This window comes from Micromonospora sp. WMMD987 (assembly GCF_029581435.1).
Lineage (GTDB): Bacteria > Actinomycetota > Actinomycetes > Mycobacteriales > Micromonosporaceae > Micromonospora > Micromonospora rifamycinica.
The window spans coordinates 1,313,548-1,339,578 of record NZ_CP120861.1 but is presented as its reverse complement, the minus strand read 5'-3'; the positions used below and the strand labels follow the sequence as shown (position 1 = coordinate 1,339,578).

General features: G+C 73.0%; 24 protein-coding genes. 10 read left to right on the top strand and 14 right to left on the bottom strand.

Features of this window, described 5'->3' with window-relative positions; genetic code table 11:
* Nucleotides 1–144 precede the first annotated feature (144 nt).
* Nucleotides 145–1,491 (top strand): aspartate aminotransferase family protein, encoded by a 1,347-nt coding sequence (locus tag O7612_RS05950; protein WP_282271175.1) that lies wholly within the window; start codon nucleotides 145–147, stop codon nucleotides 1,489–1,491.
* Between the two features lie 22 nt (nucleotides 1,492–1,513).
* On the top strand, nucleotides 1,514–2,890 hold the full coding sequence (locus O7612_RS05945) for an FAD-dependent oxidoreductase (RefSeq protein ID WP_282271174.1): 1,377 nt from the start codon (nucleotides 1,514–1,516) through the stop codon (nucleotides 2,888–2,890).
* A gap of 90 nt (nucleotides 2,891–2,980) precedes the next feature.
* Here the strand turns inward: O7612_RS05945 and O7612_RS05940 are convergent, their stop codons facing one another.
* A complete protein-coding gene (locus O7612_RS05940; RefSeq protein WP_282271173.1) occupies nucleotides 2,981–3,364 on the bottom strand; it encodes a DUF3499 domain-containing protein in 384 nt (127 codons plus the stop codon).
* 154 nt (nucleotides 3,365–3,518) lie between these two features.
* Between O7612_RS05940 and O7612_RS05935 the strand changes: the two genes are divergently transcribed.
* Complete coding sequence (locus O7612_RS05935) at nucleotides 3,519–3,968, top strand: metallopeptidase family protein (protein ID WP_282271172.1); 450 nt, start codon at nucleotides 3,519–3,521, stop codon at nucleotides 3,966–3,968.
* A 168-nt stretch (nucleotides 3,969–4,136) separates the two neighbouring features.
* Here the strand turns inward: O7612_RS05935 and O7612_RS05930 are convergent, their stop codons facing one another.
* The 6 genes from O7612_RS05930 to O7612_RS05905 form a co-directional block, all read right to left on the bottom strand.
* The gene (locus O7612_RS05930) at nucleotides 4,137–4,394 is read right to left on the bottom strand and encodes a WhiB family transcriptional regulator (RefSeq protein ID WP_007455784.1); all 258 of its coding nucleotides are present in this window, start codon (nucleotides 4,392–4,394) and stop codon (nucleotides 4,137–4,139) included.
* 475 nt (nucleotides 4,395–4,869) lie between these two features.
* Complete coding sequence (locus O7612_RS05925) at nucleotides 4,870–5,163, bottom strand: phospholipase (RefSeq protein WP_282273818.1); 294 nt, start codon at nucleotides 5,161–5,163, stop codon at nucleotides 4,870–4,872.
* 73 nt (nucleotides 5,164–5,236) lie between these two features.
* The gene (locus O7612_RS05920; RefSeq protein WP_282271170.1) at nucleotides 5,237–6,634 is read right to left on the bottom strand and encodes a DUF4331 domain-containing protein; all 1,398 of its coding nucleotides are present in this window, start codon (nucleotides 6,632–6,634) and stop codon (nucleotides 5,237–5,239) included.
* A gap of 209 nt (nucleotides 6,635–6,843) precedes the next feature.
* A complete protein-coding gene (locus O7612_RS05915; RefSeq protein ID WP_067315160.1) occupies nucleotides 6,844–7,122 on the bottom strand; it encodes a hypothetical protein in 279 nt (92 codons plus the stop codon).
* 126 nt (nucleotides 7,123–7,248) lie between these two features.
* On the bottom strand, nucleotides 7,249–9,771 hold the full coding sequence (locus tag O7612_RS05910; RefSeq protein WP_282271166.1) for a bifunctional FO biosynthesis protein CofGH: 2,523 nt from the start codon (nucleotides 9,769–9,771) through the stop codon (nucleotides 7,249–7,251).
* Between the two features lie 163 nt (nucleotides 9,772–9,934).
* Nucleotides 9,935–10,873, bottom strand: coding sequence for a hypothetical protein (locus O7612_RS05905; protein ID WP_282271165.1), 939 nt, complete (start codon nucleotides 10,871–10,873; stop codon nucleotides 9,935–9,937).
* Nucleotides 10,874–10,971: 98 nt separating this feature from the next.
* Here O7612_RS05905 and cofD point away from each other — a divergent pair, with 98 nt between their 5' ends.
* A complete protein-coding gene (cofD, locus tag O7612_RS05900) occupies nucleotides 10,972–11,919 on the top strand; it encodes a 2-phospho-L-lactate transferase (RefSeq protein ID WP_282271163.1) in 948 nt (315 codons plus the stop codon).
* Nucleotides 11,916–13,061, top strand: a complete 1,146-nt coding sequence (locus O7612_RS05895) for a coenzyme F420-0:L-glutamate ligase (RefSeq protein WP_282271161.1) — start codon at nucleotides 11,916–11,918, stop codon at nucleotides 13,059–13,061. The genes cofD and O7612_RS05895 overlap by 4 nt, the downstream gene beginning before the upstream one ends.
* A gap of 122 nt (nucleotides 13,062–13,183) precedes the next feature.
* On the opposite strand, the gene O7612_RS05890 is transcribed toward O7612_RS05895, so the two are convergent.
* Together O7612_RS05890 and O7612_RS05885 are read right to left on the bottom strand one after the other, a co-directional pair.
* On the bottom strand, nucleotides 13,184–14,185 hold the full coding sequence (locus O7612_RS05890; RefSeq protein WP_282271160.1) for a helix-turn-helix domain-containing protein: 1,002 nt from the start codon (nucleotides 14,183–14,185) through the stop codon (nucleotides 13,184–13,186).
* A 284-nt stretch (nucleotides 14,186–14,469) separates the two neighbouring features.
* On the bottom strand, nucleotides 14,470–15,507 hold the full coding sequence (locus tag O7612_RS05885) for a hypothetical protein (protein ID WP_282271158.1): 1,038 nt from the start codon (nucleotides 15,505–15,507) through the stop codon (nucleotides 14,470–14,472).
* A gap of 213 nt (nucleotides 15,508–15,720) precedes the next feature.
* On the opposite strand from O7612_RS05885, the gene O7612_RS05880 reads away from it, so the two are divergent.
* Nucleotides 15,721–16,311 carry an NUDIX domain-containing protein gene (locus O7612_RS05880; RefSeq protein ID WP_282273817.1) on the top strand — a complete coding sequence of 197 codons (591 nt, stop codon included), beginning with the start codon at nucleotides 15,721–15,723 and terminating at the stop codon, nucleotides 16,309–16,311.
* A gap of 43 nt (nucleotides 16,312–16,354) precedes the next feature.
* Here O7612_RS05880 and O7612_RS05875 read toward each other — a convergent pair whose 3' ends face one another.
* On the bottom strand, nucleotides 16,355–17,446 hold the full coding sequence (locus O7612_RS05875) for a sugar phosphate nucleotidyltransferase (protein ID WP_282271156.1): 1,092 nt from the start codon (nucleotides 17,444–17,446) through the stop codon (nucleotides 16,355–16,357).
* A gap of 63 nt (nucleotides 17,447–17,509) precedes the next feature.
* On the bottom strand, nucleotides 17,510–18,655 hold the full coding sequence (locus tag O7612_RS05870) for a glycosyltransferase family 1 protein (protein WP_282271154.1): 1,146 nt from the start codon (nucleotides 18,653–18,655) through the stop codon (nucleotides 17,510–17,512).
* A gap of 151 nt (nucleotides 18,656–18,806) precedes the next feature.
* Here O7612_RS05870 and O7612_RS05865 point away from each other — a divergent pair, with 151 nt between their 5' ends.
* Nucleotides 18,807–19,496: a TIGR03089 family protein gene (locus tag O7612_RS05865; protein ID WP_282271153.1), complete on the top strand. Its 690-nt coding sequence runs from the start codon at nucleotides 18,807–18,809 to the stop codon at nucleotides 19,494–19,496.
* A gap of 204 nt (nucleotides 19,497–19,700) precedes the next feature.
* Here the strand turns inward: O7612_RS05865 and O7612_RS05860 are convergent, their stop codons facing one another.
* A complete protein-coding gene (locus O7612_RS05860) occupies nucleotides 19,701–21,680 on the bottom strand; it encodes an acetoacetate--CoA ligase (protein ID WP_282271151.1) in 1,980 nt (659 codons plus the stop codon).
* A 138-nt stretch (nucleotides 21,681–21,818) separates the two neighbouring features.
* Nucleotides 21,819–22,334, bottom strand: coding sequence for a hotdog domain-containing protein (locus O7612_RS05855; RefSeq protein ID WP_282271149.1), 516 nt, complete (start codon nucleotides 22,332–22,334; stop codon nucleotides 21,819–21,821).
* A 23-nt stretch (nucleotides 22,335–22,357) separates the two neighbouring features.
* Here O7612_RS05855 and O7612_RS05850 point away from each other — a divergent pair, with 23 nt between their 5' ends.
* Nucleotides 22,358–23,032 (top strand): hypothetical protein, encoded by a 675-nt coding sequence (locus O7612_RS05850; protein ID WP_282271147.1) that lies wholly within the window; start codon nucleotides 22,358–22,360, stop codon nucleotides 23,030–23,032.
* Nucleotides 23,033–23,132: 100 nt separating this feature from the next.
* Here the strand turns inward: O7612_RS05850 and O7612_RS05845 are convergent, their stop codons facing one another.
* Complete coding sequence (locus O7612_RS05845) at nucleotides 23,133–24,500, bottom strand: hypothetical protein (protein WP_282271146.1); 1,368 nt, start codon at nucleotides 24,498–24,500, stop codon at nucleotides 23,133–23,135.
* 238 nt (nucleotides 24,501–24,738) lie between these two features.
* Between O7612_RS05845 and O7612_RS05840 the strand changes: the two genes are divergently transcribed.
* Both O7612_RS05840 and O7612_RS05835 read left to right on the top strand, forming a co-directional pair.
* On the top strand, nucleotides 24,739–24,876 hold the full coding sequence (locus O7612_RS05840) for a hypothetical protein (protein WP_282271144.1): 138 nt from the start codon (nucleotides 24,739–24,741) through the stop codon (nucleotides 24,874–24,876).
* Entirely contained in the window at nucleotides 24,873–26,021 is a 1,149-nt protein-coding gene (locus O7612_RS05835; protein ID WP_282271142.1) for a helix-turn-helix transcriptional regulator, read from the top strand. Before O7612_RS05840 ends, O7612_RS05835 begins: the two co-directional genes overlap by 4 nt.
* The last annotated feature ends 10 nt before the right edge of the window (nucleotides 26,022–26,031 follow it).

The window sequence follows — 26,031 nt, the reverse complement described above, 5'->3', positions numbered from 1 at the left end:
TCCGTTGCGTTCTGCCGGACGTCACGCTGATTCCGTCGCGCCTAACCGGAATGAGGCTTGCATTTCGCGGTCGAACTGTGGGATAACCGTGGGCAGAGCGGCCGGTGTGTCACCCCTGACCGGCCCGAGACCGATGGGGCTGACATGGCCGACGCCACCGACCACCTCTGGATGCACTTCACCCGGATGGCCAGCTACGCCACCAGCGAGGTGCCCACCATCGTGCGCGGTGAGGGCACCTACGTCTGGGACGCGCAGGGGCGCCGCTACCTGGACGGGCTCGCCGGGTTGTTCGTCGTCAACGCCGGGCACGGGCGCACCGAGCTGGCCGAGGCCGCCGCGAAGCAGGCCGGCGAGCTGGCGTACTTCCCGCTCTGGTCGTACGCCCACCCCAAGGCCGTCGAGCTGGCCGAGCGGATCGCCTCGCTGACGCCCGGCGACCTGAACCGGGTCTTCTTCACCACCGGCGGCTCAGAGGCCGTCGAGACGGCGTGGAAGCTGGCCCGTGCCTACTTCAAGCGCACCGGCAGGCCCAACAAGCACAAGGTGATCAGCCGGTACCTCGCCTATCACGGCACCTCGATGGGTGCCCTGTCGATCACCGGCCTGCCCGGCATCAAGAGCGACTTCGAGCCGTTGGTGCCCGGCGGGATCAAGGTGCCGAACACCAACTTCTACCGGGCTCCCGAGCACGGCGACGACCCCGAGGCGTTCGGCCGCTGGGCCGCCGACGAGATCCGCCGGGCCATCGAGCGGGAGGGACCGGACACGGTCGCCGCGGTGTTCCTGGAGCCGTTGCAGAACTCCGGCGGCTGCTTCCCGCCCCCGCCCGGCTACTTCCAGCGGGTACGCGAGATCTGCGACGCGTACGACGTGCTGCTCGTCTCCGACGAGGTGATCTGCTCGTGGGGCCGGCTCGGCGAGTACTTCGGCGCCGTCCGGTACGGCTACCAGCCCGACATCATCACCACCGCCAAGGGCATCACCTCCGGCTACGCCCCGCTCGGCGCGATGATCGCCAGTGACCGGCTGATGGAGCCGTTCCTCACCGAGACCGGCATGTTCGCCCACGGGGTGACCTTCGGCGGTCACCCGGTCTCCTGCGCGGTGGCCCTGGCCAACCTGGAGGTGTTCGCCCGGGAGGATCTGATCGGCCACGTCCGGGCCCATCAGGACGCCTTCCGGTCCACCCTGGAGAAGCTCACCGACCTGCCGATCGTCGGCGACGTCCGGGGCGACGGCTACTTCTACGGCATCGAGCTGGTCAAGGACAAGACCACCCGGGCGACCTTCGACGAGGCCGAGTCGGAACGGCTGCTGCGCGGTTTCCTGTCGTCGGCGCTCTTCGCCGCCGGGCTCTACTGCCGGGCCGACGACCGGGGCGACCCGGTGGTGCAGCTCGCCCCGCCGCTGATCGCCGGGCAGGAACAGTTCGACGAGATGGAGCAGATCCTGCGCGCCGTACTCACCGAGGCGTGGTCCCGCCTGTAGACCCGCACCGCCCGGAGCCCCCATGCGTTACCAGGAGCTGTCCCACTGGCTGTCCACGATGGACGAGCCGTTGACCCCGCTCCCGGCCCTGCCCGGTGACACCGACGCCGACGTGGTGATCGTCGGTGCCGGCTACACCGGACTGTGGACGGCGTACTACCTCGCGGTGGCCGATCCGACGCTGCGGATCGTCGTGCTGGAGGCGGAGATCGCCGGGTACGGCGCGTCCGGGCGCAACGGTGGCTGGTGCTCGGCGCTACTGCCCACCTCGCTGCCGGCGTTGGCCCGCCGGCACGGCCGACCGCAGGCGCTGGCGATGCAGCGGGCCATGCAGCACACGGTGACCGAGGTGGGGCGGGTGGCCGCCGCCGAGGGGATCGACTGCGACTGGCGGCACGGCGGGACGGTGCTGCTGGCCCGTACCGACGTCCAGCTCGGGCGGGCCCGCGCCGCCGTCGACGAGGCCCGCGACCACGGCCTCGGCCCCGACGACCTGGTCCTGCTCGACGCCGCCGGGGCCGCCGCCCGGTGCGCCGCCGAGGGGGTACGCGGTGGCACGTACACCCCGCACTGCGCCGCCGTGCACCCGGCGAAGCTGGTCCGTGGCCTGGCCCGCGCGGTGCGACGGCACGGGGCGACGCTGTACGAGCGCTCCCCGGTCACCGCGATCCGGCCCGGCGCGGCGGTCACCCCGCACGGGACGGTACGGGCGGCGGTGGTGGTCCGGGCCACCGAGGCGTACACGCCGATGCTGCCCGGCCACCGCCGGACCGTCGTCCCGGTCTACTCGCTGATGGTCGCCACCGAGCCGCTGTCCGAGGCGACCTGGCAGCGGATCGGGCTGGCCGACCGGGAGACCTTCTCCGACTACCGGCACCTCATCGTGTACGGCCAGCGCACGGCGGACGGCAGACTGGCCTTCGGCGGGCGCGGTGCCCCGTACCACTTCGGATCCCGGGTCTCCCCCGACCACGACCGGGAGCCACGGGTCTTCGCCGCCCTCCGCCGCACGCTGGGGGAACTCTTCCCGGTGCTCGGGCCGGACGTGCCGGTGGCGCGGGCCTGGGGCGGCCCGCTCGGGGTGGCCCGGGACTGGTCCGCCTCGGTCGGACTGGACCGGTCGTCCGGGCTGGGCTGGGCCGGCGGCTACGTCGGCGACGGGGTGGGGACGAGCAACCTCGCCGGCCGTACGCTGGCCGACCTGATCCGGGGTGTGGAGTCGGAGCTGACCGCCCTCCCCTGGGTCGGCCACCGCTCTCCCCGCTGGGAGCCGGAACCTTTGCGCTGGTTGGCGATCAACGCCGGCCTACGGGTGATGTCCTCGGCGGACGGAGCCGAACACCGCACCGGCCGCCCCGCCCGCCGCGCCACCGCGTTCTCCCACCTCCTGGGCCACTGACCGACCGACGGGGCGGGTGCGGAGGCGCGGGCACCGGGGGTGGACCGGGCAGGGCCGGGCGGAGGGGTCGGCCCGCAGGGTCCGGCGGGGTCAGTGGTTGGGGGGGATCACCCGGAGGTGGCCCCGGCGGCCGGTGGGGGGATTCTGGTTCTGGTTCTGGTTCTGGGGGGTGTGGTCGTCCTGGGGTGGGCGGGGGGCGACCGGGCGGGCCGCCTCGCGGACGGCCTCGGCCAGGGCCACCAGGTCGTCGGTGGTGGGCGGCGGGGGCTCGAACTCGCCCTCGTGCCGGACGACGTCCCAGCCCCGGGGCGCGGTCAGGCTCCGGGCGTGCTGCTCACACAGGTCGTACGTGTGCGGCTCGGCGAAGGCCGCCAACGGCCCCACGACAGCGGTCGACTCGTTGTAGACATAGGTCAATGTGGCGACCGCTTGCCGGGGGCAGCCGTTACGGGAGCAGCGCCGTGGTGACCTCACGTGCGGCAGGGTATCCCCATTACCGGGTCCGGCGCACCGGTTCGCTTTGCGACACGCCCATCACGGTGATCACAATTCGCACCTGGTGCCCCGGCCGGGCCGGTCGACGCGCGCCGCGGTGGGCCGGGCGGGGCCGAGGGCTACCCTTTGCCTCATGACGAGTCCGGAACACCGCCGGCCCGGCCCCGGCCGGCGCAACCACCGTGACCGGCACGGGCGTGGCCTGCGCGGACGGCTGGTGCCGGCGACGGTGCCACTGGCCCGGACCAAGGCGGAGGTCTTCGACGACCTCGTGCTGGACACGGTGGAGACGTTGGAGCGCCGGTTCGCCACGGAACTGGCCGGGGTCGAGTTCGCCGTCGAGGACGTCCCGCCGGACCTGAACGTCTACGACTCCGACGTACTGGAGGACGGCGAGGTGCCGCTGGCCCGGCTGCTGCCCGGCCGGCCGGGTCGACAGGAGGTGCCACCCCGGATCGTGCTCTACCGTCGGCCGTTGGAGTTCCGCGCGATGGACCGGGAGGATCTGGCCGACCTGGTCCATGACGTGATCATCGAGCAGGTGGCGAACCTGCTCGGGGTCGACCCGGACGAACTGGCCTGACCCTCGCCCGACCGCTGGCCGTCGGCTCCGCCCCGCCCGACCCGGCACCGCCCGCTGCGGCCGACCGCCCCCGCGACCGGACCACCGCACCGCCCTGACGTCGGTCGCCTCCGCGACCCGTCGGGCGTGAGCCGGGCGGCCCCCACCGCCCCGGCTCGGCCCCTCAGCTCAGGCGGCCCGCCGCTTGAGCTTGCGCCGCTCCCGCTCGGAGAGCCCGCCCCAGATCCCGAACCGCTCGTCGTGCCCGAGAGCGTATTCGAGGCATTCCGTCTTGACCTCGCACCGCGAACAGATCCGTTTCGCCTCGCGGGTCGAGCCGCCCTTCTCGGGGAAGAACGCTTCCGGGTCGGTCTGCGAGCACAGTGCCCGCTCCTGCCACTCCGGCGCGTTTCCGAGCAGGTCGGCCACCTCAAGCTGGCCGTCCATCAGATGCCTCCTTGTCGCGCACCGACGTCACCGCCGCTGCAACCCCCCACGCGAAAGGCGTGCTTGTCCGTCCGGTCCCTATTTGTTGCGTTCCGCGCGAACAACCCCATCGAAATTACACGCGTGTAATGCGTGCGCCGTCAAGCCGGACTTGATAATGGAGTCGCCCTCCCGACACGCCACCGGACGGTCACCCGGACCATCCGGCCCTCGCAACCTGCCCTATCGATTCAGCCCCCGGGCGAGTAACGCCCCCTCCGGCGAGTTGCCCCAGATTTCTGCTGTGGCGTCGCCGCCCCGACGCCCGCCGGAGCGCGTCGACGGGCATCCCGGGCAGCCGACCCGCCAAGATCATGAGCATGGTGGGGGACAGGGTAACGCGGTTGGCTGCGGACCGCCCGTCGAGCCGGAAATGCCGACAGCGCCCCGTCCACAATGTGGACGGGGCGCTCGGGTCGGGGAACTGTCGAGAGGCTCAGCTCGACCGTGGTGGGCTGCTCGGCCAGACGAATTCGGCAATCGCCCCACCGGTGACGGAGATCGTCCCGGCGGACGTCTCCTCGTCCCACCAGACGGTATACAGGCCCGCCGGCAGATCCGGGTAGACGGCACTGTGGAACACCCCGTCGCGGACGATCCGCTCCCGCACCGCCGAGTGCGTGCGCACCACGCCGTCCTGGTCGACCCGGCTGATCTCGATCTCCCGGCCGTGCAGGTCACGTCCGGTGTAGATGATCAGGGCACCGGTCTCGCCGCCGATGTCGAGCATCACCGTACCGCTCTCCGTCGGCCCGTACTGATGGTGATGGTGGTGGTGTCCGTTCACGCCGCTCTCCGTCCGGTCAGGAGTCCGCCGCGACCGGGTTGTTGAACCCGTCGTACGGCGTGCCGAGGAAGGGGAAGTCCCGCAGGAACGGCGCGGTCACGTCGGCCGCGCTCAACCCGGGGGTCACCGCGCCGGCCGCCGCGTCCGGCTTGAACTTCTTGTCGACCAGCGGCACGGTCACCCCGGCCACCGCCCGCAGCGCGATGCTCACCACGTCGTCGACCACCCGGCGACCGTTGGGGAAGCCGGCCAGGTCGCCCCCGAGCAGACCGAACTGGTTGGGCCGGCTGCTCGGCTTGATCGCGGTGTTCAGCCGCAGCATGTCGGCCTGCACCTCGCCGGTGAGGTTGGTGAAGCCGTCGATCAGCCCGGACGGAATCCCGGTGAGCAGGATGGCGAGCAGGTCGGCCCGGGGCTTCTTGGACTTGTTCAGCGCGTCCAGGTTGGGGAAGACACCCGGGTAGAGCACCGGGAGCAGCGCCGCCAACTCCGGCTGCTCGACGAACCGGGCGAACCGCTTGTCCTCAGTCGGCGGCAGGGTGTTCCACAGGTCCTTCTTGGACATCGGCACGATGACCTCGTTGAACAGCGGGTTGCCCAACCGGGACACCTGGGTCCACGGGCCGACGGCGGAGTCCGCGGCGACCTTGTCGCCGAGCACCCGCACCTGCTGGCGGGAGGCGGTCGTCCACACCCCGATGGTCGAGGCCCGGTCGCCCGCGCCGTACCGGTTGGCCTTGCGGCGCACCTTGCTCAGCGGCACCTGCACCGCGATGGTGTGCACGTTCATCCGGTCCACCGAGTTGACCGGCTCGCCCTCGGTCTTGAACAGCTTCTTGCCGGCCACGTGCAACTGCTGGAACGGCCGCAGCGTACCCAGGTCGAAGATCGCGCCCAGGTCGACGAAGAAGCCGTCCGCGCGCTGCCCGGCGAACACCTTCTCCCCCGTCGACAGCTTGAACGTCGCCTGCCGGACCAGGTCGTTGTACTTGGGGATCGACAGCGGCCCGACGTTGCACGGCGGGCAGGGCAGCTTGTGCGCGAGCACGTGCTCCTTGCCGTCGGTGATCCGGGTCAGCCGGTAGAACTGCCGCCGGTTCCAGTTCTTGCTGTCCAGCGACTCGATCGGCCCGGTGTTGTAGAGAAAACTGTTCTGGTTCGTGATCTCGGTACGGAATTCGAACCGGTAGGTCACGTCGGGGTGGCCGTCACCGTCGTTGTCGATATGGATCTCGTACCGCACGTCGTCGCCGAACTCGAAGAAGTTCGGGCCGCTCGCCGGGAGCTGCAACGGCACGTAGTTGGCGATCAGCGTCACCGAGTCGGGCCGGTCGGGGCTGACGAAGGCGTAGAGGTCGGAGCTGTCGGCGACCGGGTCCTTGCTTATTTCCGGCGCTTCGCGGTGGGACGACATGGCGGACCAGCCTTTGCGGAATCATGAGGAATCAGGGCATGACGAACCGGGCGCGGGAGCCTGCGCCTGGCGGTGTAGGGGAAGCGACGCGGACGGCTCAGCACCGCCCGGTGGTGACGGGTGGCTCAGCGCCGCCCAGCGGTGACGGGTGGCTCAGCGCCGCCCAGCGGTGACGGGTGGCTCAGCACCACCCGGTAGCAGCGGGCAGGTCAGCTCCGACCGGCGGCACGGCGCAGCCGGTCCGCCAGCCCTCGGTCACGCACCTCGATCCGGGACGTGCCGACGAAGACGTCCAACGTCCCGGAGTTGGCGTCGCGCAGGTGGACCACGATCGGACCCTCCGCGCTCGTGGTCGACGGGGAGTTCTGCGCCACCGACACACCGGTCACCGTCAGGGCAGCCGCGCCCAGCGTGGCGCTCGCCGCCGCGGTCAGTGTCTGGCGGCGGGTCAGTCGCGGCCAGGAACGCTTCCGCACTTCGCTCGTCATGGGGAACCTTTCCTCCGGCGGCGCGTGAGCGCCCGCGGTGTGGAGCGCGAGGTCGCCGGCGGCGGCCCTCGCCTCAACCGCCACCGGCGAACACTGGTACGGCCCGCACGCGCGAAAGGTTCGATCTCACCGTGACGGATGACCGTACGCGGTCGTCCGCTTGCGCGCCGGCCGTCCGGCGGCGGCGGCGATCGCCCGCAACTGCTCCTCGGTACGCGCCGATCCGTTGCCCGACCCCGCCATCCGGGAGATGGTCTCCTCCATCAGGGTGCCGCCCAGGTCGTTGCAGCCGCCCCGGAGCATCGCCACGGTGCCCTCGTCGCCGAGCTTCACCCAGGAGCACTGGATGTTGTCGATCCGTCCGTGCAGCAGCAGCCGGGCCATCGCGTGCACCACCCGGTTCTCCCGCCAGGTCGGGCCGGGCCGGGCGATGCCGGCCAGGTAGATCGGCGCGTTGGTGTGCACGAACGGCAGCGCCACGAACTCGGTGAACCCACCCGTGCGGTCCTGCACCCCGGCCAGCACCCGGAAGTGCGCCAGCCACTGCCCGGGGTGGTCGACGTGGCCGTACATCATCGTGGAGCTGGACCGGATGCCCAGCTCGTGGGCCGTGGAGACCACCTCGACCCAGGCGGCGGCCGGTAGTTTGCCCTTGGTGAGCACCCAGCGCACGTCGTCGTCGAGGATCTCGGCGGCGGTGCCGGGAATGGTGTCCAGGCCGGCTTCGCGCAGCATCGACAGCCAGTCCCGCACCGGCACGCCGGCCTTGGCGGCGGCGGTGACGATCTCCATCGGGGAGAACGCGTGCACGTGCATCCCGGGCACCCGCGCCTTGATCGCCCGGACGATGTCGGCGTAGCCGGTCACCGGCAGCTTCGGGTCGATGCCACCCTGGAGGCAGACCTCGCCGGCCCCGGCCGCCCACGCCTCCGCCGCCCGGTCGGCCACCTGCTCCACCGACAGCCGGAACGCGTCGGCGTCCCGCTCCCGCTGGGCGAACGCACAGAACCGGCAGCCCACGTAGCAGACGTTGCTGAAGTTGATGTTGCGGTTGACCACGTAGGTCACGTCGTCGCCGACGATGTCCCGCCGCACGTCGTCGGCGAGCCGGCACAGCTCGTCCAGGGCGGGGCCGTCCGCGCCGAACAGCGCCAACGCCGCATCGGCGTGCCGGGGCTCCAGCAGCGCCGCCGGATCGTCGGCCGCCAGCCGCAGTCCCGCCCGCAGGTCGCCGTCGCCGGCCGGCACCGGCCCGCCCGACGCGGCGGGGCTCACCTTGCCGGCGACCTCCGCCCAGTCGCCGTAGACGCTGTCGAAGTCGCCCCGCCGGTCGTCGGTGCGGCCGGTGGAGTCGATGGTGGCGTGCAGGTCGACCCGACCGCCGCCGAACACCTCCTCCGGCTCCTGCCAGGGGCGGCCCACCGGCCGGGCCGCCTCGACGGCCAGTCCGGTCGTCGGGTCGGCGAGCGCCGTGACGTGCGGCAGCAACCGGGGATCGAGCCACGGATCGCCCGCCCGGACGTACTCCGGATAGACCGTCAGCCGTTCGCGCAGGATGAAGCCGGACTTCTCGGTCTGCCGGGCCAGCTCGTCGAGCTGCGGCCACGGCCGCTCCGGGTTGACGTGGTCCGGGGTGAGCGGGGACACCCCGCCCCAGTCGTCGATGCCGGCCCGCAGCAGCAGGTCGTACTCGTCCTCGATCAGGTTGGGCGGGGCCTGGATCCGGGCCTTCGGGCCGAGCAGCAGCCGGGCCACCGCCACGGTGGCCGCCAGGTCGTGCAGCTCCGCGTCGGGCAGGCCGCCCATCGCGGTGTCCGGCTTGGCGCGGAAGTTCTGCACGATCACCTCCTGGAGGTGGCCGTACTCCCGGTGCGACCGGCGGATCGCGAAAATCGCGTCGACCCGTTCGGCCGGCGTCTCACCGATGCCGATCAGGATGCCGGTGGTGAACGGCACCCCGACCCGGCCGGCGTCGTCGAGGACCCGCAGCCGGACCGCCGGCTCCTTGTCCGGGGAGCCGAAGTGCGGACCGCCCGGCTCCGACCAGAGCCGGGTGGCGGTGGTCTCCAGCATCATCCCCATGCTCGGCGCGACCGGCTTGAGTCGTTGCAGCTCCGACCAGGAGAGCACCCCCGGGTTGAGGTGCGGCAGCAGGCCGGTCTCCTCCAGCACCGCCACCGCGCAGGCCCGCAGGTAGTCCACTGTGGAGTCGTAGCCCCGCTCGTCGAGCCAGGACCGGGCCGCCGGCCAGCGTTCCTCCGGCCGGTCACCGAGGGTGAACAGGGCTTCCTTGCAGCCCAGCGCCGCGCCCTGCCGGGCGATCGCCAGTACCTCGTCGGTCTCCAGGAAGGCCGCCGGCAGCCGGTGCGGCACGGTGGCGAAGGTGCAGTAGTGGCACCGGTCCCGGCAGAGCCGGGTCAACGGGATGAAGACCTTCTTCGAGTACGTCACCACGCCCGGTCGGCCGGCGTCGCGCAACCCGGCGTCCCGGACCTCCCCGGCGATGCGGAGCAGCTCGTCCAGCTCGCCGCCCCGGGCGGCCAGCAGCGCGGCGGCCTCGTCGACGTCGAGGGCACGCCCGGTGGCGGCCCGGTGCAGCGCCCGGCGCACGGTCGCCGGGGTCGGGCCGGGGTCGGTGCGGTCAACCATCTGCCCAGCCTAGGCGCTGATCTGAACGGTCCGGCAGGTACGCGACCCGGGTGTGACATCATCCCCGGTCCGGCAGCACCCCCGGCCGGGCCGGGGTCCGGCACCAACGCCCCGGCCGGGCCGGTCGACGTCGCGGCGTCGACCGGCCCGGCCGGGGGTGGGCTCAGTGCGGGGTGTTCGGGTCGTCGCGCCGGAAGGGCTGGGTGCGGTCGGCGTCCGCGTCACCCGTACCGGTGGTCGGCTCCCCCGACTGGCGCGGGATCGCCTGGGTCGGGTCGGCCGACGGGGGCTGCCCGAACGGCGGGGCGACGGGCGGCCCACCTGCCGGCGGCGCGGACTGCGGAGCACCGAACGGCGGGGCCGGCTGCGACGGGACACCGCCCGTCGACCCGGACTGCGGAGCACCGAACGGCGGCGCGGACTGCGGAGCACCGAACGGCGGCGCGGACTGCGGAGCACCGAACGGGGGCGCGGACTGCGGGGGCGGAGCGAAGCCGGACTGGCCGTACTGCCCGGTGCCGGGCTGGCCCGGGGCGGGGTAGGCACCCGGGTAACCGCCCTGCTGCGGCCAGCCGGGCTGCGGCTGACCGTAGACGCCGGGCTGGAGCTGCGGCTTCGGCACGTGGTAGAGGGTGCGCCAGATCCGGAACACCACGTACGCGGCCAGCCCGAAGATCGCCAGCCAGGCCGCCCGGGTCAGCATGCCGAGCAGGGCGTCCAGCACCTCCGCCTCGGCCAGCCGGCCGACCAGCCAGATCAGGAAGGTCAACACGCCGAACAGCGCGGCGAAGGCGTACTCGCCGAGGGCGAGCTGGGTGAACTGCTTCGCCCGGCCGGACACCGGCGCGAGGTGGGTGACCAGCAGCACGGCCAGCAGCGGCAGCACCGTCGACTCGGTGCCGACGAAGGCGAAGAACTCGCTCCCCGCCCGCCCCGAGAAGGTGCTGTAGTCCGACGTCGGCACGAGCAGTCGGACGAAGGCGACGAAGAGCAGCACGGCGTTCGCGCCGAGCAGGACGAGCGCGGCGAGTTCGCGCAGGGGTGCGGTGATCTGGCGGGCCTGCGACGCGTCGTGCGACGCGGGCTCGGCGGGGCTGGTCACGAACTCTCCCTCGGGGCGAAACGGACAGATGCCGACGTGAGCCTAGTCTCTCGGGCCACCCACCGGCGGTACGCCTCCCGTACGGGAGGATGGGGGACATGCGCATCGTGGTTCTGACCGGCGGGATCGGGGGTGCCCGATTCCTGCTCGGTGTCCGGGCGTACGCCCGCGAGGTGGGTGCCGAGGTGACCGCCGTGGTCAACGTCGGCGACGACCTCTACCTGCACGGCCTGAAGGTCTGCCCCGATCTGGACAGCGTCCTGTACACCCTGGGCGGGGGCGCCGACCCGGAACGCGGGTGGGGACGGGTCGGCGAGAGCTGGACGATCCGGCAGGAGCTGGCCGCGTACGGGGCCGAGCCGAGCTGGTTCAACCTCGGGGACAAGGACGTCGCCACCCACCTGGTGCGCACCACCATGATCACTGCCGGCTATCCGCTGTCGCAGGTCACCGAGGCGCTGGCCGCCCGCTGGCAGCCCGGCGTACGACTGCTGCCGGCAACCGACGACCGGCTGGAGACGCACGCGGTGGTCGACCTGGACGGCGACCGGCGGGCCATCCACTTCCAGGAGTGGTGGGTCCGGTACCGGGCGGGTGTGCCCACCGACCGGTTCGTCTTCGTCGGCGCGGACACCGCCAAACCGGCCCCCGGGGTGACCGAGGCGCTGGCCGCCGCCGACGTGGTGCTGGTCGCGCCGAGCAACCCGGTGGTGAGCATCGCCCCGGTGCTGGCGGTGCCCGGCCTGCGCGACGCGGTGGCCACCGGCCCCGCCCGGGTCGTCGGGGTGTCGCCGATCATCGGCGGCGCACCGGTACGCGGGATGGCCGACCGGTGCCTGGAGGTCCTCGGTGTCGAGTGCAGCGCGGCCGGGGTGGGCCGGCTCTACGGCGGGCGCAGCGAGGGTGGCCTGCTCGACGGTTGGCTGGTCGCGCCGGAGGACGACGGCGTGGCGGTGCCCGGGGTGACGGTCCGGGCGGTCCCGCTACGGATGACCGACGAGGCGGCGACGACGGCGATGGTGCGGGCCGCGATGGAGCTGGTGTGAGACTGGAGATCCTGCCGGTGCGGGGCATCGGCGACGTGACCGAGGGTGACGACCTGGCGGTGCTGATCGGGACGGCCGCGCCGTGGCTGCGTGACGGCGACGTGCTGGTGGTGACCAGCAAGATCGTGTCGAAGGCGGAGGGACGGCTGGTGGACGTGCCGGCCGACGGGCCGGAACGGCTCGCCGCCCGGGACGAGGTGCTGGCCGCCGAGACCGCCCGGGTGGTGGCGACCCGGGGGCAGACCCGGATCGTGCAGACCCACCACGGCTTCGTGATGGCCTCCGCCGGGATCGACGCGTCCAACGTCGACAAGACCCGACTGGTGCTGCTCCCGGTGGACCCGGACGCGTCGGCCCGGACCCTGCGCGCCGCGCTGCGGGACCGCTACCGGATCGACGTCGCGGTGATCATCAGCGACACGATGGGTCGGCCGTGGCGCAACGGGCTGACCGACGTGGCGCTCGGGGTCGCCGGGATGGCCGCGATCCGGGACCACCGGGGCGAGGTCGACCCGTACGGCAACGAGCTGCACCTGACCCAGATGGCGGTGGTCGACGAGTTGGCCGGCGCGGGTGAGCTGATCAAGGGCAAGTGCGACCAGGTGCCGGTGGCGGTGGTCCGTGGCTACCTGCCGGCGTCCGCGCCGGCCGGTGGGGAGGACGACCGGTCGCCCTCCGGCGACGGCCCGCGGCTCCGCCCGGCCGCCGACGGCGACGGGGCGGCGGCCCTGGTCCGGGAGAGCGCGTTGGACCTGTTCTCCCTCGGCACCGCCGAGGCGACCGCGGCCGGGCTGCGCGCCGCCGCGATCCTGGCCGACGCACCCGGCGGGGCGACGGCCGACCCGGCGGCGGTCGACCGGGCCATCGCCGCGGTGGCCGGCGTGGTCGCCCCCGGCACCAGCTTCATCCAGATCACCGACGACGAGGTACGTGCCGGTCTGGCGGCGACCGTCGTCGGCTGGCCGGCCGGGGCGACCGGCCTGGTGCTCGGCGCGGCACCCACCCCCGTCGACCAGCCCGACCTGGTGCGCTTCGGCGCCGACCTGCACCGGCTGCGGATCGCGCTGGCCGCCGAGGGGATCGGATCCGCGCTGCTGCCGCCGCCGACGGGCAGCATCGCCAGCGCCTGCCTGGCCCTCTGACCGGCCGCTCCCCACACCGTCGGGGCGGCCGGCGACATCGCCGACCGGCGGAACGACCGGCAGGCGGAACGACCGGTAGGCGCGCGTCAGGCCGGCGAGCGCGCGTCAGGCCCCGCGGCGCGTCAGGCGTCGAGCATGGCCCGGCCGAGCGGGGTCAGGGTGTGCAGCACCGTGTTCCGGTCCCGCCGGCTGACCAGCAGCCCGGCGTTACGCAGCACGGCGGTGTGCTGGCTGGCCGCGGCGGGCGAGATGTGCAGGCGACGCGCCACCTCCCCGGTGGTCGCCCCGTCGTCGCTGACCTCGAGAACCGCCGCCCGGGTCCGGCCGAGCAACGCGGCCAGCGCCTCCCGGCCGCCGTCGCCCGCCGGCCGACCACCCGCACCGGGGGGCGGGTCCAGCCCGCCGAGCCGGTCCGCCGGGTAGACCAGCACCGGCGGCAGCGCCGGGTCGAGCAGGGCGACCGGGGTACGCGCACAGAAGAACGACGGCACCAGCAGGAGCCCCCGACCGTCCAGGTGCAACTCCCGGCGGTTGGGATAGTCCACCACCCGGAGTACGCCGGAGTCCCAGCGCATTCCCGGCCGTAGGCTCGCCAGCAGCCCCTCGGTGCCGCCGTCGAGCAGGGCGCGGGCCCGTACCGCGCGGTCGGCCTCCACCGCGGCCCGGATCCGCCCCCAGTACGGGTCGATCGCCACCGACCGGTACTGCGCCATCGCCTCCGTCAGGTGCCGGAGCACCTCCGGTTCGCCCCGGGCCAACGCGGCGGCCGACGACGGCAGCGGGTTCGTGCCGGACAGCAGGGCCAGGTCCCGACGTAGCAGCTCGGTCGGGGTGGACCGGACGGCGTCCAGCCCGGCCTCGAAGCCGTCCAGGCTCTCGTAGGGGGTGAGGAAGTCGGGGAAGTAGCCGCGTGGCGGGTTCAGCGCGAACAGCAGCCGGAACTGGTCGGCGGCGGTGTCCCGGCGCAGCCCGGCGGCGACACCCCGTCGCCAGCCGGCCATCAGCGGATCGCGGGTCCGGCCCTGGAGCAGGTGCAGGCTCAGGACCAGCTCCCAGACCGGGTCGGCGGCGGGCGCGACCCGGGTCCGGAGGAGGTCCTGCTGCGAGAAGTGGATGGTCAGCATGGGGCGCTCCCGGGACGGGACTGGGGGACTCCCGTCGACCTGATGAACTGTACCGGGCGGCACTTATCTCCACTTTTAAGTCTGAGCTGAAAGACCTCGACGCAAGTTCCACCGATTGACATGCTCGTAGTGCCCGGACGACACCTGGGGTCGCCCCCGCCGCCGCCCGGGTGACCTGGGGTCCGCGGGACGTGGCACCCGGGAGGCACCACGAGGGTCTGCGGCCCTGGTTCCGCAGAGGTGTCACCCGGGTCCACCACCCGTCCACGCGAGAGCGGCTCGGCTCAGCCGATCCAGAGCGCCACCCGATGGTCCTCGTCGGTGACGTAGAAACGGCGTCCGTCCACCTCGGCCACCCCCTCGACGTGCCGGAACGGCGTCAGGTCGGCCACCAACTCGCCCGCGATCCGCCCGTCGTCGGTCGGCTCCCACCGGAACCGGACATGCCGCGAGGTCACCTCCCCGCCGGCCGGATGGTCGTCCAGCAGCACCGATCCCTTGCCGAGCGCGTCGATCGACCCGACCACCGCCGCGTACCCGCCGTCGGCGGTCGGGGTGACCGCGCGGAACCCCACCAGCGCGCCGGGCGGCGTCACCCCGGTCAACGCGTACGCCCGGTCGGCCCGGGGCCACCCCGCGCCCCGGGTGAACATCTCCGGCACCCCGGCCAGCTCCACCAGGACCGGTTCCCCGTCCACGGTCACCGGGAAGCGGAGCCCGAGCAGCACCGTCCCCCGCGGGGTGAACGCCGCCGCCTCCACGTTCAACGGCAGGTCGTCCTCGGCCAGCCGGCGTACCCAGGACTTGGCCCGCGCCGTACCCCGGGACACCGTCTCGCCGATGAACCGCTGGCGCACCCGCTCGCCCGGCGGCAACGGGGTGAACGCCGCCTTCGCCAGCGCGTCGTTGATCGCCCGGTGCACCCGGAACCGGTTGCGGACCACCTGCACCGGCAGTGTCCCGGTGGCCGCGTCGTCCTCACGGAACCGGGCCACGAACGCGCGGCGGGGGCGCAGCGGACCGGCCTTGGACCCGAAGTGCGATCCGAAGACGTACACCCAGCCGTCGTGTCCGGCCAGCGCCTCGCCGTCCTCGGTCCGGCCGTTCTCGACCCCGGCGTCCGCCGCCACGTGGTGGGCCACCCACTCGCCGTCGGCACGCTCCAGCAGCAGCGCCAGGCACTGCTCCACCGGCCCCTCGTCGAGCACGGTCCAGAAACCACGGACGGCGTCGTGCGCCCGCAGCAGCGACCGGGACCGGACCGGCAACAGGTCACTGGCCTCGTTGCCGGCCACCACGAACTCCAGAAGTCTCAGGCTCACCGCGCCAGGGTACGGAGCGCACGCTCGTAGAGTGGCGGGATGTCCGACGCCTCGTCCGCCACCCGCCCCAGTAGCCGGTTCCTCAACGCCGAGCCCGCCGGCACTCCCGAGCCGACCGCCCCGGCCGTCCCGACCAGCACCGCCGGGCCGGTGGATGAGGCCGGGCCGGTGGGCGGGGCCGAACCGGTCGATAGAGTCGGGCCGGTCAACGGGATCGGGCCGGGGCCGGGCGACGGGAACCTGGCGCTGTACGCCGACGCGGTGGCGGTGCTGACCGGCTGGACCCCCACCGGACCGGCCGCCGCCGAGGCCCGGGACCGCACCCTCGCCCTGCTCGCCGACGGCCCGGTCGCGTTGACCCGCCAGCACCTGCCGGGCCACCTCACCGCGAGCGCCCTGATCCTCGACGCCGCCGGTACGCGGGTACTGCTCTGCCTGCACGGCAAGCTGCACCGCTGGGTGCAGCTCGGCGGGCACTGCGAACCGGGTGACGACACGCTGGCCGGGGCGGCGCTACGCGAGGCCACCGAGGAGTCCGGCATCGAGGGGCTGGTCATCGACCCCGTTCCGATCGACGTGGACATCCATCCGGTGGCCTGCCAGGGCGGCTCGCTGCACCATGACGTCCGGTTCGCGGTCTTCGCCCCGCCGGGCGCGGTCACCCAGGTCAGCGACGAGTCCGAGGCGCTGGGCTGGTTCCCCGCCGACCGGCTGCCGGAACCGCTGGCCGGCGGGACCGTCCAACTCGTCGTCCCGGCCCTGGCGGCCCATGCCCGCCACACCGCCGGCCACCCACCCCGCTGAGCCGGGCGTCCGCCACGGCGGCACCGGCCGGGGCGGCCGGCTGTCAGACCAGCCCGTCCTCACCCCGGGACTTCAGTTCGTCGACCAGCGTCTTGACGTCCTGTGCCCGGTCGCGGGGGCAGACCAGCACCGCGTCCGGGGTGTCCACCACGATCAGGTCGCGGACCCCGAGGACGGCCACCAGCCGACCCGACTGCGGCACCACCACCAGGTCGTGGGCGTCGTGCAGCAGGACCCCGGGCTTGGCGTCGACGGTCAGCACCACGTTGCCGGCCGGGTCGGCGGGCAACACCTCGCCGAGGGTGTGGAAGTCGCCCACGTCGTTCCACCCGAAGTCACCCGGCACGGTGGCGACGCGGCCGGCGGTGGCCGCACCCTCCATCACCGCGTAGTCGACGGAGATCTTCGGCAGGGTCGGCCAGACGGCACCGAGGACCTCGTCCTGCTCCGGGGTGCCCCAGGCCGCCGCGATCGCGGTGACCCCGGTGTGCAGGGCCGGCTGCTGGCGGGCGAGTTCGGCGAGGAAGACGTCCACCCGCCAGACGAACATGCTGGCGTTCCAGAGGTGCCGGCCGGAACGCAGGTACGCCTCGGCGACCGGCGCGGCCGGCTTCTCCTTGAACTCGAGCACCGGACGCAGCAGGCCGTCACCGCCCGGCTCACCGGTCTCCAGGTAGCCGTAGCCGGTCTCGGCCCGGGTCGGGGTGATCCCCACCGTCATCAGCAGGCCCTGTTCGGCACCCTGGACGGCCGCCTGGACGGTCCGCACCCAGGAGGCCGGATCGCGGATCAGGTGGTCGGCGGCGAAGGAGCCCATCACCGCCGTCCGGTCCCGCTGTGCGATCACCGCCGCCGCCAGGGCGATGGCCGCGCAGGAGTCCCGGGGCGACGGTTCCACCAGGATGTTCTCCTCGGGCACCCTGCGTAGCTGCCGGGCCACCGCCGCCGCGTGGGCGGCCCCGGTGACCACCAGGGTGCGCTCCGGTGTGGTCAGCGGCGCCAGCCGGTCGACGGTCGCCTGGAGCAGCGACGCGTCGGTGCCGGTGAGCGGGTGGAGGAACTTGGGGTGCCCCGCGCGGGACAGCGGCCACAACCTCGTGCCGCTGCCACCCGCCGGGATGACGGCGTAGAGCATCAGCACATCATGCCCGAACCGTCCCAGAACAGATGCCGGCTCGGCCGGACGGTCAGCGACCACTCAGGAACGGGCGCGGCTCCACGCGGCGATGTGCACCTCGGCGCTCGACGCCCAGGTGAACTCCTTCGCCCGGTCGACGCCCGCCTTGGCCAGCGACAACCGGCGCTGCTCGTCGTCGAGCAGGGCGGCCAGGTCGGTGGCGATCTGGTCCGGGTCCTCGCTGGTGTAGGCCACCGCGTCACCGCCCACCTCGGGCAGCGAGAGCCGGGGCGTGGTGAGCACCGGCGCGGCGCAGGCCATCGCCTCCAGGATCGGCAGGCCGAACCCCTCGCCGTACGACGGGTAGGCGGCGACCAGCGCCCCGCCGAGGAAACCGGGCAGGTCGGCGTAGCGCAGGTAGCCGGGGCGCAGCAGCCGCAGGTGGGAGGGGACCTCGGCCACCGCGCGGTCGATGTCGTCGTCATGGCCCTGACCACCGGCGACCACCAGGGCCGGCGGGTTCTCCCGGTCGGCCACCGCCCGTGCCCAGCCCCGGATCAGATTGGGTACGTTCTTGCGCGGCTCCTTGGCCCCGAGGAACGCGATGTAGCTGCTGCCACCGAGCCCGAGCCGGGCGCGCACCCGGGCCTTCTCCTCGTCACCCGGGGCGTGGAACGCCTGCTGGTCGACCCCGTGGTACGCCACGTCGATCCGGGTCGGGTCGGCGTCGAGCAACCGGATCAGCTCGTCGCGGGTGGCCTTGCTGGGCACGATCACCCGGCTGGCCCGACGCAGCGACGTCTTGATCGCGCTGCGGAAGAACGTCCGGCGGGACTTGTCGTAGTGCTCCGGCTCGGTGAAGAAGGTCGCGTCGTGGACGGTCACCGTGACCGGACAGCCGGCCCGCAGCGGGCAGGTGTAGAACGGCGAGTGCAGCACCTCGGCACCCACCTGCTGGGCGAGCAGCGGCAGGCCGGTCTGCTCCCAGGCGAGCCGCGCCGGGCGGTGGGCGACGGCGGCCGGGGCGGGGATCACCTCGGCGCCCGGCAGCATCCGGGTGTACCGCTCCAGGTCGGTGCGGAGGCTGACCACGACCAGGTCGACCGTCTCCCCGCAGACCATCCCGAGGGCTCCGAGCAGGCCATCGACGTATCTACCGACGCCGCCACGGTCGGCGGGGACACTCGTGGCGTCGATGAGCACGCGGGGCGGGCGACCGGCGGTCACGGGGCGACTCCTTGCAGTGGCGGGTCTGTGGGGAACAACACTCCGGGCAAGCCTACGCCGGAGCCCGGTGCGGACGCTGACTGCGACCCGACCGTACGCCGACTTGTCATCGCCATCGGATACGGACGGCGGGGGCGTATCGTTCGCGCCGATGGCCGACAACATTGCCCGGGTGTTCGCCGCCGCGATCGCGGCCGACCCCGCCCGCCCCCTGCTGACCTGGTACGACGACGCCACCGGTGAGCGCACCGAACTCTCCGGCGCGACCCTGGCCAACTGGGTGGCCAAGACCGCCAACCTGCTCGTCGACGAACTGGCGCTGAGCCCCGGGGACCGGGCCGGGGTGCTGCTGCCACCCCACTGGCAGACCGCCGCGGTGCTGCTCGGCTGCTGGTCGGTCGGTGTGACGGTGCGTGACGAACCGGGCGACGTGGAGGTTCTCTTCGCCGCCGCCGACCGGGTGGCCGAGGCCGACGCCTGGCCGGCGGACGACCGGTACGCGTTGGCGCTCGCCCCGTTCGCCGCCCCGCTGCGCGAGGTGCCCGCCGGGTTCGCCGACTACGTCGTCGAGGTACGCACCCAGGGTGACCACTTCACCCCGTCCACCCGGGGCGGTCCGGCCGACGCGACCCTGCTGGCCGAGGCGGACGCCCGCGCGACGGACCTCGGCATCTCCCCCGGCGACCGCCTGCTCGTCGACGCGGCGGTCCACCCCGACCCGCGCGACTGGCTGCTCGCCCCCCTGCTCCGCCACGCGACGATCGTGCTGACCGGCAACGCCGACCGCTCCCGCCTCCCCGCCCGAGCCCACACCGAACGCACCACCCACCCCCTCCTCTAACCCCCCGCACTAACCCCACCCCCCTCGCTCCCCCACCCCACCCACCCCACGGCGTCGATCATGGAGTAATGGTGGGAGAAAAATAGCCTTTCGCCCCTTTCGCGGGGCACCACAACTCCATGATCGACGGGCGGGGCGGGGCGGGGCGGGGCGGGGCGGGGCGGGGCGGGGCGGGGCGGGGCGGGGCCGGGCGGGGCGGGTGGGTTAGGGGGTGGTGGGGCGGGATTGGGCGAAGGTGGCGAAGGCGGTGAGGGACTCGGGGTTGGCCAGGGCACCCTGGGCAGCGGCCGACTCGACCGGGGTGCCGGTGAGGATCTTCTTGACCGGGACCTCCAGTTTCTTGGACGACAGGGTGCGGGGCACCGCCCTGACCTGGTGGATCTCGTCGGGGATGTGCCGGGGGGACAACGCGGTACGCAGCTCGCGGGCGATCTTCTTCCGCAGCGTGTCGTCGAGTTCCAGGCCCTCGGCGAGCACCACGAACAGCAGCAGTTCCCCGGCCCCGCCCTCGTCGTCCTCCAGGTGCACCACCACCGAGTCGACCACCTCGTCGAGGCCCTCCACCACCGAGTAGAACTCGGCCGTGCCGAGCCGTACGCCGCCCCGGTTGAGGGTGGCGTCGGAACGACCGGTGATCACGCAGCCGCCCCGCTCGTTGATGGTGATCCAGTCGCCGTGCCGCCACACCCCGGGATAGACGTCGAAGTACGCCTCGGCGTAGCGGCGGCCGTCCGGGTCGTTCCAGAAGCCCACCGGCATGCTCGGCATCGGCGCGGTGATCACCAGTTCGCCCAGCTCCCCGAGGACCGGGGTGCCGTCGGACGAGCGGGCCTCCACCTTCGCCCCGAGCGCCCGGCAGGTGATCTCACCGGCGTACACCGGCAGCAGCGGCACCCCGCCGACGAAACCGGTGCAGACGTCCGTACCGCCGGACAGCGACTGGAGCTGGAGGTCGGTGCCGACCGTCTCGTACACCCAGGTGAAGCCCTCGGCGGGCAGCGGCGCACCGGTGGAGCCGACCCCGCGCAGCGCGGACAGGTCGGCGACGTCCTTCGGGACCAGACCGGCCTTGCGGCAGGCCAGCAGGAACGGCGCGGACGTGCCGAAGTACGTGGTGCCGGTCTCCTCGGCCAGCCGCCACAGCGCACCCAGGTCGGGGTGGCCGGGGTTGCCGTCGAACAGCACGATCGTCGCCCCGACGGCCGGCCCGGAGACCAGGAAGTTCCACATCATCCAGCCGGTGGTGGTGAACCAGAAGAAGCGGTCGGCCGGGCCGAGATCGTGGTGCAGGGCCAGCATCTTGAGGTGTTCCAGCAGGATGCCGCCGTGCCCGTGCACGATCGGCTTCGGCAGGCCGGTGGTGCCGGAGGAGTAGAGCACGTAGAGCGGGTGGTCGAACGGCACCGGCGTGAAGGTCAGCCGCTCGGTCGTCTCCGCCGCCAGCTCGGCCCAGCTCAGGCTGCCCTCCGGTACGCCGTCGGGGGCGGTCGGGTGCAGGTAGGCGATGGTGACGGTGTGGGTCAGCGACGGCAGGGCGGCCCGGATCGCGGCCACCTCGGCCCGCCGGTCCACCGGCTTGTCGCCGTACCGGTAGCCGTCCACGGCCACCAGCACCTTCGGCGCGATCTGCTGCCACCGGTCGACGACGCTACGGGTGCCGAACTCCGGCGCGCAGGACGAGAAGATCGCCCCGAGACTGCTGGTCGCCAGCAGCAGCACGTACGTCTCGGGGATGTTCGGCGCGTACGCGGCCACCCGGTCCCCGGCGACCACGCCGAGCCGACGCAGCCCGGCCGCCACCCGGCGGACCTGCTCGCGCAGCTCGGCGGCGGTCAGGGTGACCGGCGGACGGGTCTGGGAGTGGGCGACCACCACCGGGTCGTCGTCGGCCCGACCGGGCATCCGGAGCACGTTCTCGGCGTAGTTGAGCGTCGCGCCGGGGAACCACCGGGCACCGGGCATCGCCGCGTCGCCCAGGGTCGCCGTCGGCGGGGTGTGCGCCACCACCTCGAAGTGGTCCCAGATCGAGCGCCAGAAGGCGTCCAGGTCGGTGACCGACCACTGCCACAGCGCGTCGTAGTCAGCGAAGTCCAGCCCCCGGTGCTCCCGCAGCCACCGCAGGTAAGCCCCGATCCGGGACCGCTCGCGTACGTCCGCCGGCGGCGTCCACAGCACGTCACCCACCGCTCCACCCTCCCTGAGGCCCACACGGCACTGTGCCCGGCCATACCGCCATCTTGCCTACCTGGCAGCGCCATCATCCACACCGGGGGCCCGGGGCGAAACGTGCCGGGCGCACACAATCCGGGTCACCGGCACGGCTCATCCCGCCCGGTGGGCCTGGATGGCGCGGCGCCTGGCCAGGCGGTGGGCGCGGCGGATCTCCGCCTCCTTGTAGCGGCGGTGGTCGTCGACGGTCTCCGGGAGGACGGGGCGGACCGGCCGGGGCGCACCGCCCACGTCCACCCCGACGAAGACGAGGTAGGCGGTGGCCACCCGGACCGGTTCGTCCTCGGCCGAGTCCCACCGCTCGGCGACCACCTTCACCCCCACCTCCATGGAGGTGTTGCCGGTCCAGTTGACCTGGGCGTGGGCGTGCACCAGGTCACCCACCCGGACCGGTTCGGAGAAGACGATCTCGTCGATGGAGGCGGTCACCGCCGTACCGCCGCTGTGCCGGGCCGCCGCCGCGCCGGCCACGTCGTCGACGAACTTCATCAACACCCCGCCGTGCACGGTTCCGTACAGATTGACATCGACAGCGGTCATGATGCGACTCAGCGTGACCCGGGAGTACGACGTCGGCTTGCCGGGAGGGGTGGCGGGGTGCTCGGTCATGCCGGAAACGGTACGGTGCGCCAATGCGACATCTCTGGAGCTTCCTCGCCGGGTTGGTGGTGGCGCCCATCACCTGGGTACTGCTCACCCTCGGGCAGGACGGGTCGGGCCGCACCGTGGACCGCTGGGTGGAGATCGGCACGTACAACACGGCGAACCTGATCGAGCCGGCTGTCTACCTCGGCGTCGCCGGCATCCTGCTGGGCCTGGTCGGCACGCTGCGCACCTCGCCGCTCGGCCCGCTCGTCGCCGGACTGCTGCTGGTCACCCCGTACGTCGGGATGTTCATCGCCCCGTTCACCGTGCTCGACCGGATCCCGAGCGACTGGAAGGTGCTCGGCGACCCGCTGCCGCTGCGCGAGCCGGTGCAGAACGGCACCCTGTTCCTGATCGGCGTGATGCTGCTGATGGCCGTGTTCAGCGTGCGGCGGTGGCGGCGCTGGCCGCAGCCGGTGACCGGGGTGGAACCGCCCCCGGCCGACGACGACGCCCCGCCGCCACCCAGCTACGCCACGAGCGACTGGCCGCCGCCCGGTCCGCCCGCCCGCAGCGAGCCGGACACCGCGCCGCTCACCCTCGGCTACCCCGACCTGGACACCCCCACCGAGCCGCTGCCCCGGCGGACCGGCACCGAGTCGCCGTGGTCGGCTCCGCCGCGCTACGGGGCCAAGCCGGAGAACAGCACCGACAACCGCTGACCACCGTCGGGTGGGCCGGCACCACCGGCCCACCCGTACCTGATCAGCAGGAACTCAGATCATCCGACGCCTCGACGATCCCGCCACCGCCATCACCCGGTCAGGAGGCGACAAGATCCCGGGCGTCCTGGCAGAACCGTCGGACGGCAGGCGTACGCCGGTACGGGGTCAACGCGCCGACCAGGTTGCGGACGTGCTTGATGCACCGGGCGGAGGTGACCTGCCCGGTCAGGGTCTGCACAGCCTGGCCCCCGAGGGCCAGCGCCTTGTCCAACTCGGGCTGTTCCTGCTGCACGTAGGTGGTCGCGAGCAGCGCATGACGAAGCGCGCCCTCCCGGGTGTAGTCGTTGTTCTGCAACCGCAGCGCCGCCCGCAGATGATCGCGGGCGCGTGGCCAGTCTTCGAGTTTGACGAAGCAGTAGCCGGCCTGGGCATGGGCCTGCGCCTCGTTGATCCAGTAGGACCAGTCCGGGTCGCCGTGTTCCGCCGGACTGTCGGTGAACCTGTCGAACGCCCTGTCGAGCGCACGCCGGGTATCGCTCACCGACCCGTTGTTCGCATACGCCTCCGCAGCCCGCAGGTCGAGGATCGTCCCGACCTTGGGGCTGGTGGCCGGGTAGCTGGCACGCGCAGTCTCCGCGAGAGTCACGGCCTGGCGGAGCTGCCCGAGGTCCTTGGCCTGGCAGGACATGAAGCCGAGGATGTTCGCGCCGAGCCCACGATCGCCGGCCGCGTTGGCCTGGTAGAGGCCGGCGATGAAGAACCGCTGCGCCTGCGTGTGGTGGCCGTCGTCGAAGGAGAGCCAACCAGCGAGGCGCAGCAGCTCGCCGGCCGTGCCGTGGAGGCGTCGCCCGACCGCATCGGGGTAGCTGCGTTCTCGCAGCGCACCCACCACGGTCCTCAGGTGCTGGCGGACCAGTCCCAGGGTCTGGCCGCTGCCGAGATGGTCGTCCATCCGGCGCAGACTCGCCGTCACCGCGTCCAGGTGGTCCACGACGTCGCCGGACAGGGGACGGCCGGTGGTTGATGCGATGTCCTGTGGCGGCTGAGCGATCATCCACTCGTGTGCCGGTGACGTCAGGGCGGAACCGAGCAGAGTGAGGAACATCCGTCGGTGCATCATTCCCTCAGGGTCGTTCACCACATCTGCCGCCCGCAAGGCCCCGCTTGAGGACCAGGGCAGGTCAAGGCCGGCAGAGGCGGGAGCAGTCTCGAACCCGTCCTCAGGCCAACCCAGATCATCGAGGCTGATCGTCCGCTGCAACTGCTCGGACAGCAACGCCGTGGTCAGCGACGGCCACGGACTGCGGGGAACGTCGCCTCTCTTCCACTTGTACGGCGTCTTGAGGTGCAGGCGTTCTGCGCGCCCGTGTCGTTCGGCGCACTCGTTGAGGCGTCGGGCGAGCTGCTCCGGCTGCCAGCCCACCTCGGCCAACAGCCGGGTCAGCGCCGCTCCGCTAGATGCCACCCTTCAACTCCTCCCCGAGGGTAGTGACTGCCGTACGCAAAGTAGCGAACCTGTCTGACATTGGTTGGCCCCGGCACGCGCCCGCACCGATACGCACCGAGCGCACCGGCTCTCTCCGCGTCGCGAACGGAGTCCACTGAACACCTCGACAGGGGCATATCCGCCGGGTTCAGACCCGGCGGCAACGTCCGGTCCGCATGTCGCAACGGAAGTGAGGGTGCTCGTGGTTCCCGGAGTCGTGACGATGGTGTTCGGTGGCCTGGTGCCGGGCTTCCTGGTGGGGCTGCTGGCGTTCCGGGTCAAGTCGAGGTGGTGTCCGCGTTGCGGGGAGTCCACCACCACGGCCGTCCACCCGCCGCAGGGACGCCACCGGTGACCCGGCCGGTCCCGCCCGATGCCGACGAGCTGCCGATCGGCCGGCGGGTGGCCCGGTGGCGGGTGCGCCGCCGGATGACCCAGCAGGTGCTCGCCGACCGGCTCGGCAAGTCGAAGAGCTGGGTGGACAAGGTGGAACGCGGCGTACGCAGCCTGGACCGCTACTCGACCGTCCAGGAGATCGCCGAGGTGCTGCGCCTCGACCCGGCCGTCCTGCTCGACCCCCGCAGGCCGCTCCCGACGGCGAACGCCGGTCTCGACGGGGTGGACGCGGTCCGCGCCACACTGGCCCGCTACCACCAGCGGCCCGCCCGCACGGTGCCGCCCGACGAGGTGCACCGGCACGTCGGGCACGCCTGGCTCAGCTACCAGCACGCCCACTACAGCCAGCTTCTCCGGGCGCTGCCCACCCTGCTGGATGCCGCCCACGCCCGGCCGGGGCCACTGGTGGCCGCCTACCGGATCACCGCGTCGGCGCTGGTCAAGCTCGGTGAAGCCGACCTCGGTTGGCTCGCCGCCGACCGGGCCGTCGCCGCCGCCGTGGACGATCCCGTCCGCGCCGGCACCGCCACCATCGTCGTCGCCCAGGCGCTGCGCGCCCTCGGCCGCGACCGGCTCGCCCTCACCGCCGCCGTCGCCGCCATCGGCACCGCCGCCGACGACAGGGTACGGGGGACGCTGCTCGTCCAGGCCGCGCTGGCCGCCGCCGGCTGCGGTGACGGCCGCCGCGCCGACGACCTGATCGACCACGCCGCCGCCCTGGCCGACCGCCTCACCGGCGACGACGACCCGCACCACACGGCGTTCGGTCCCGTCGCCGTGCTGCTGGCCCGCTCCCTCACCGCCCAACGCCTCGGCGATCCGGCCGAGGCCGTGTACCACCACGAGAAGGCCGTCGGGCGCGACGACTGGCGTCGGCTGCCCGTCGAACACCGGGCCGCGCATCTCGTCGACGCGACCCGCAGCTACCTCGACGCCGGTGACCTCGCCGCCGCCGGCCGTACGCTGGTGGACGCCGACACCATCGCGCCCGCCGAGGTCCGTTGCCGCCCTGTCGCGCGTACCCTGGTCGCCGAGATCGCCCGCAGCGGCCCGCCGGCCGCCGGGGTGGCCCGCCTCGCCGCCACCATCGGCCTCACCCGCTGACCGGCCGGTG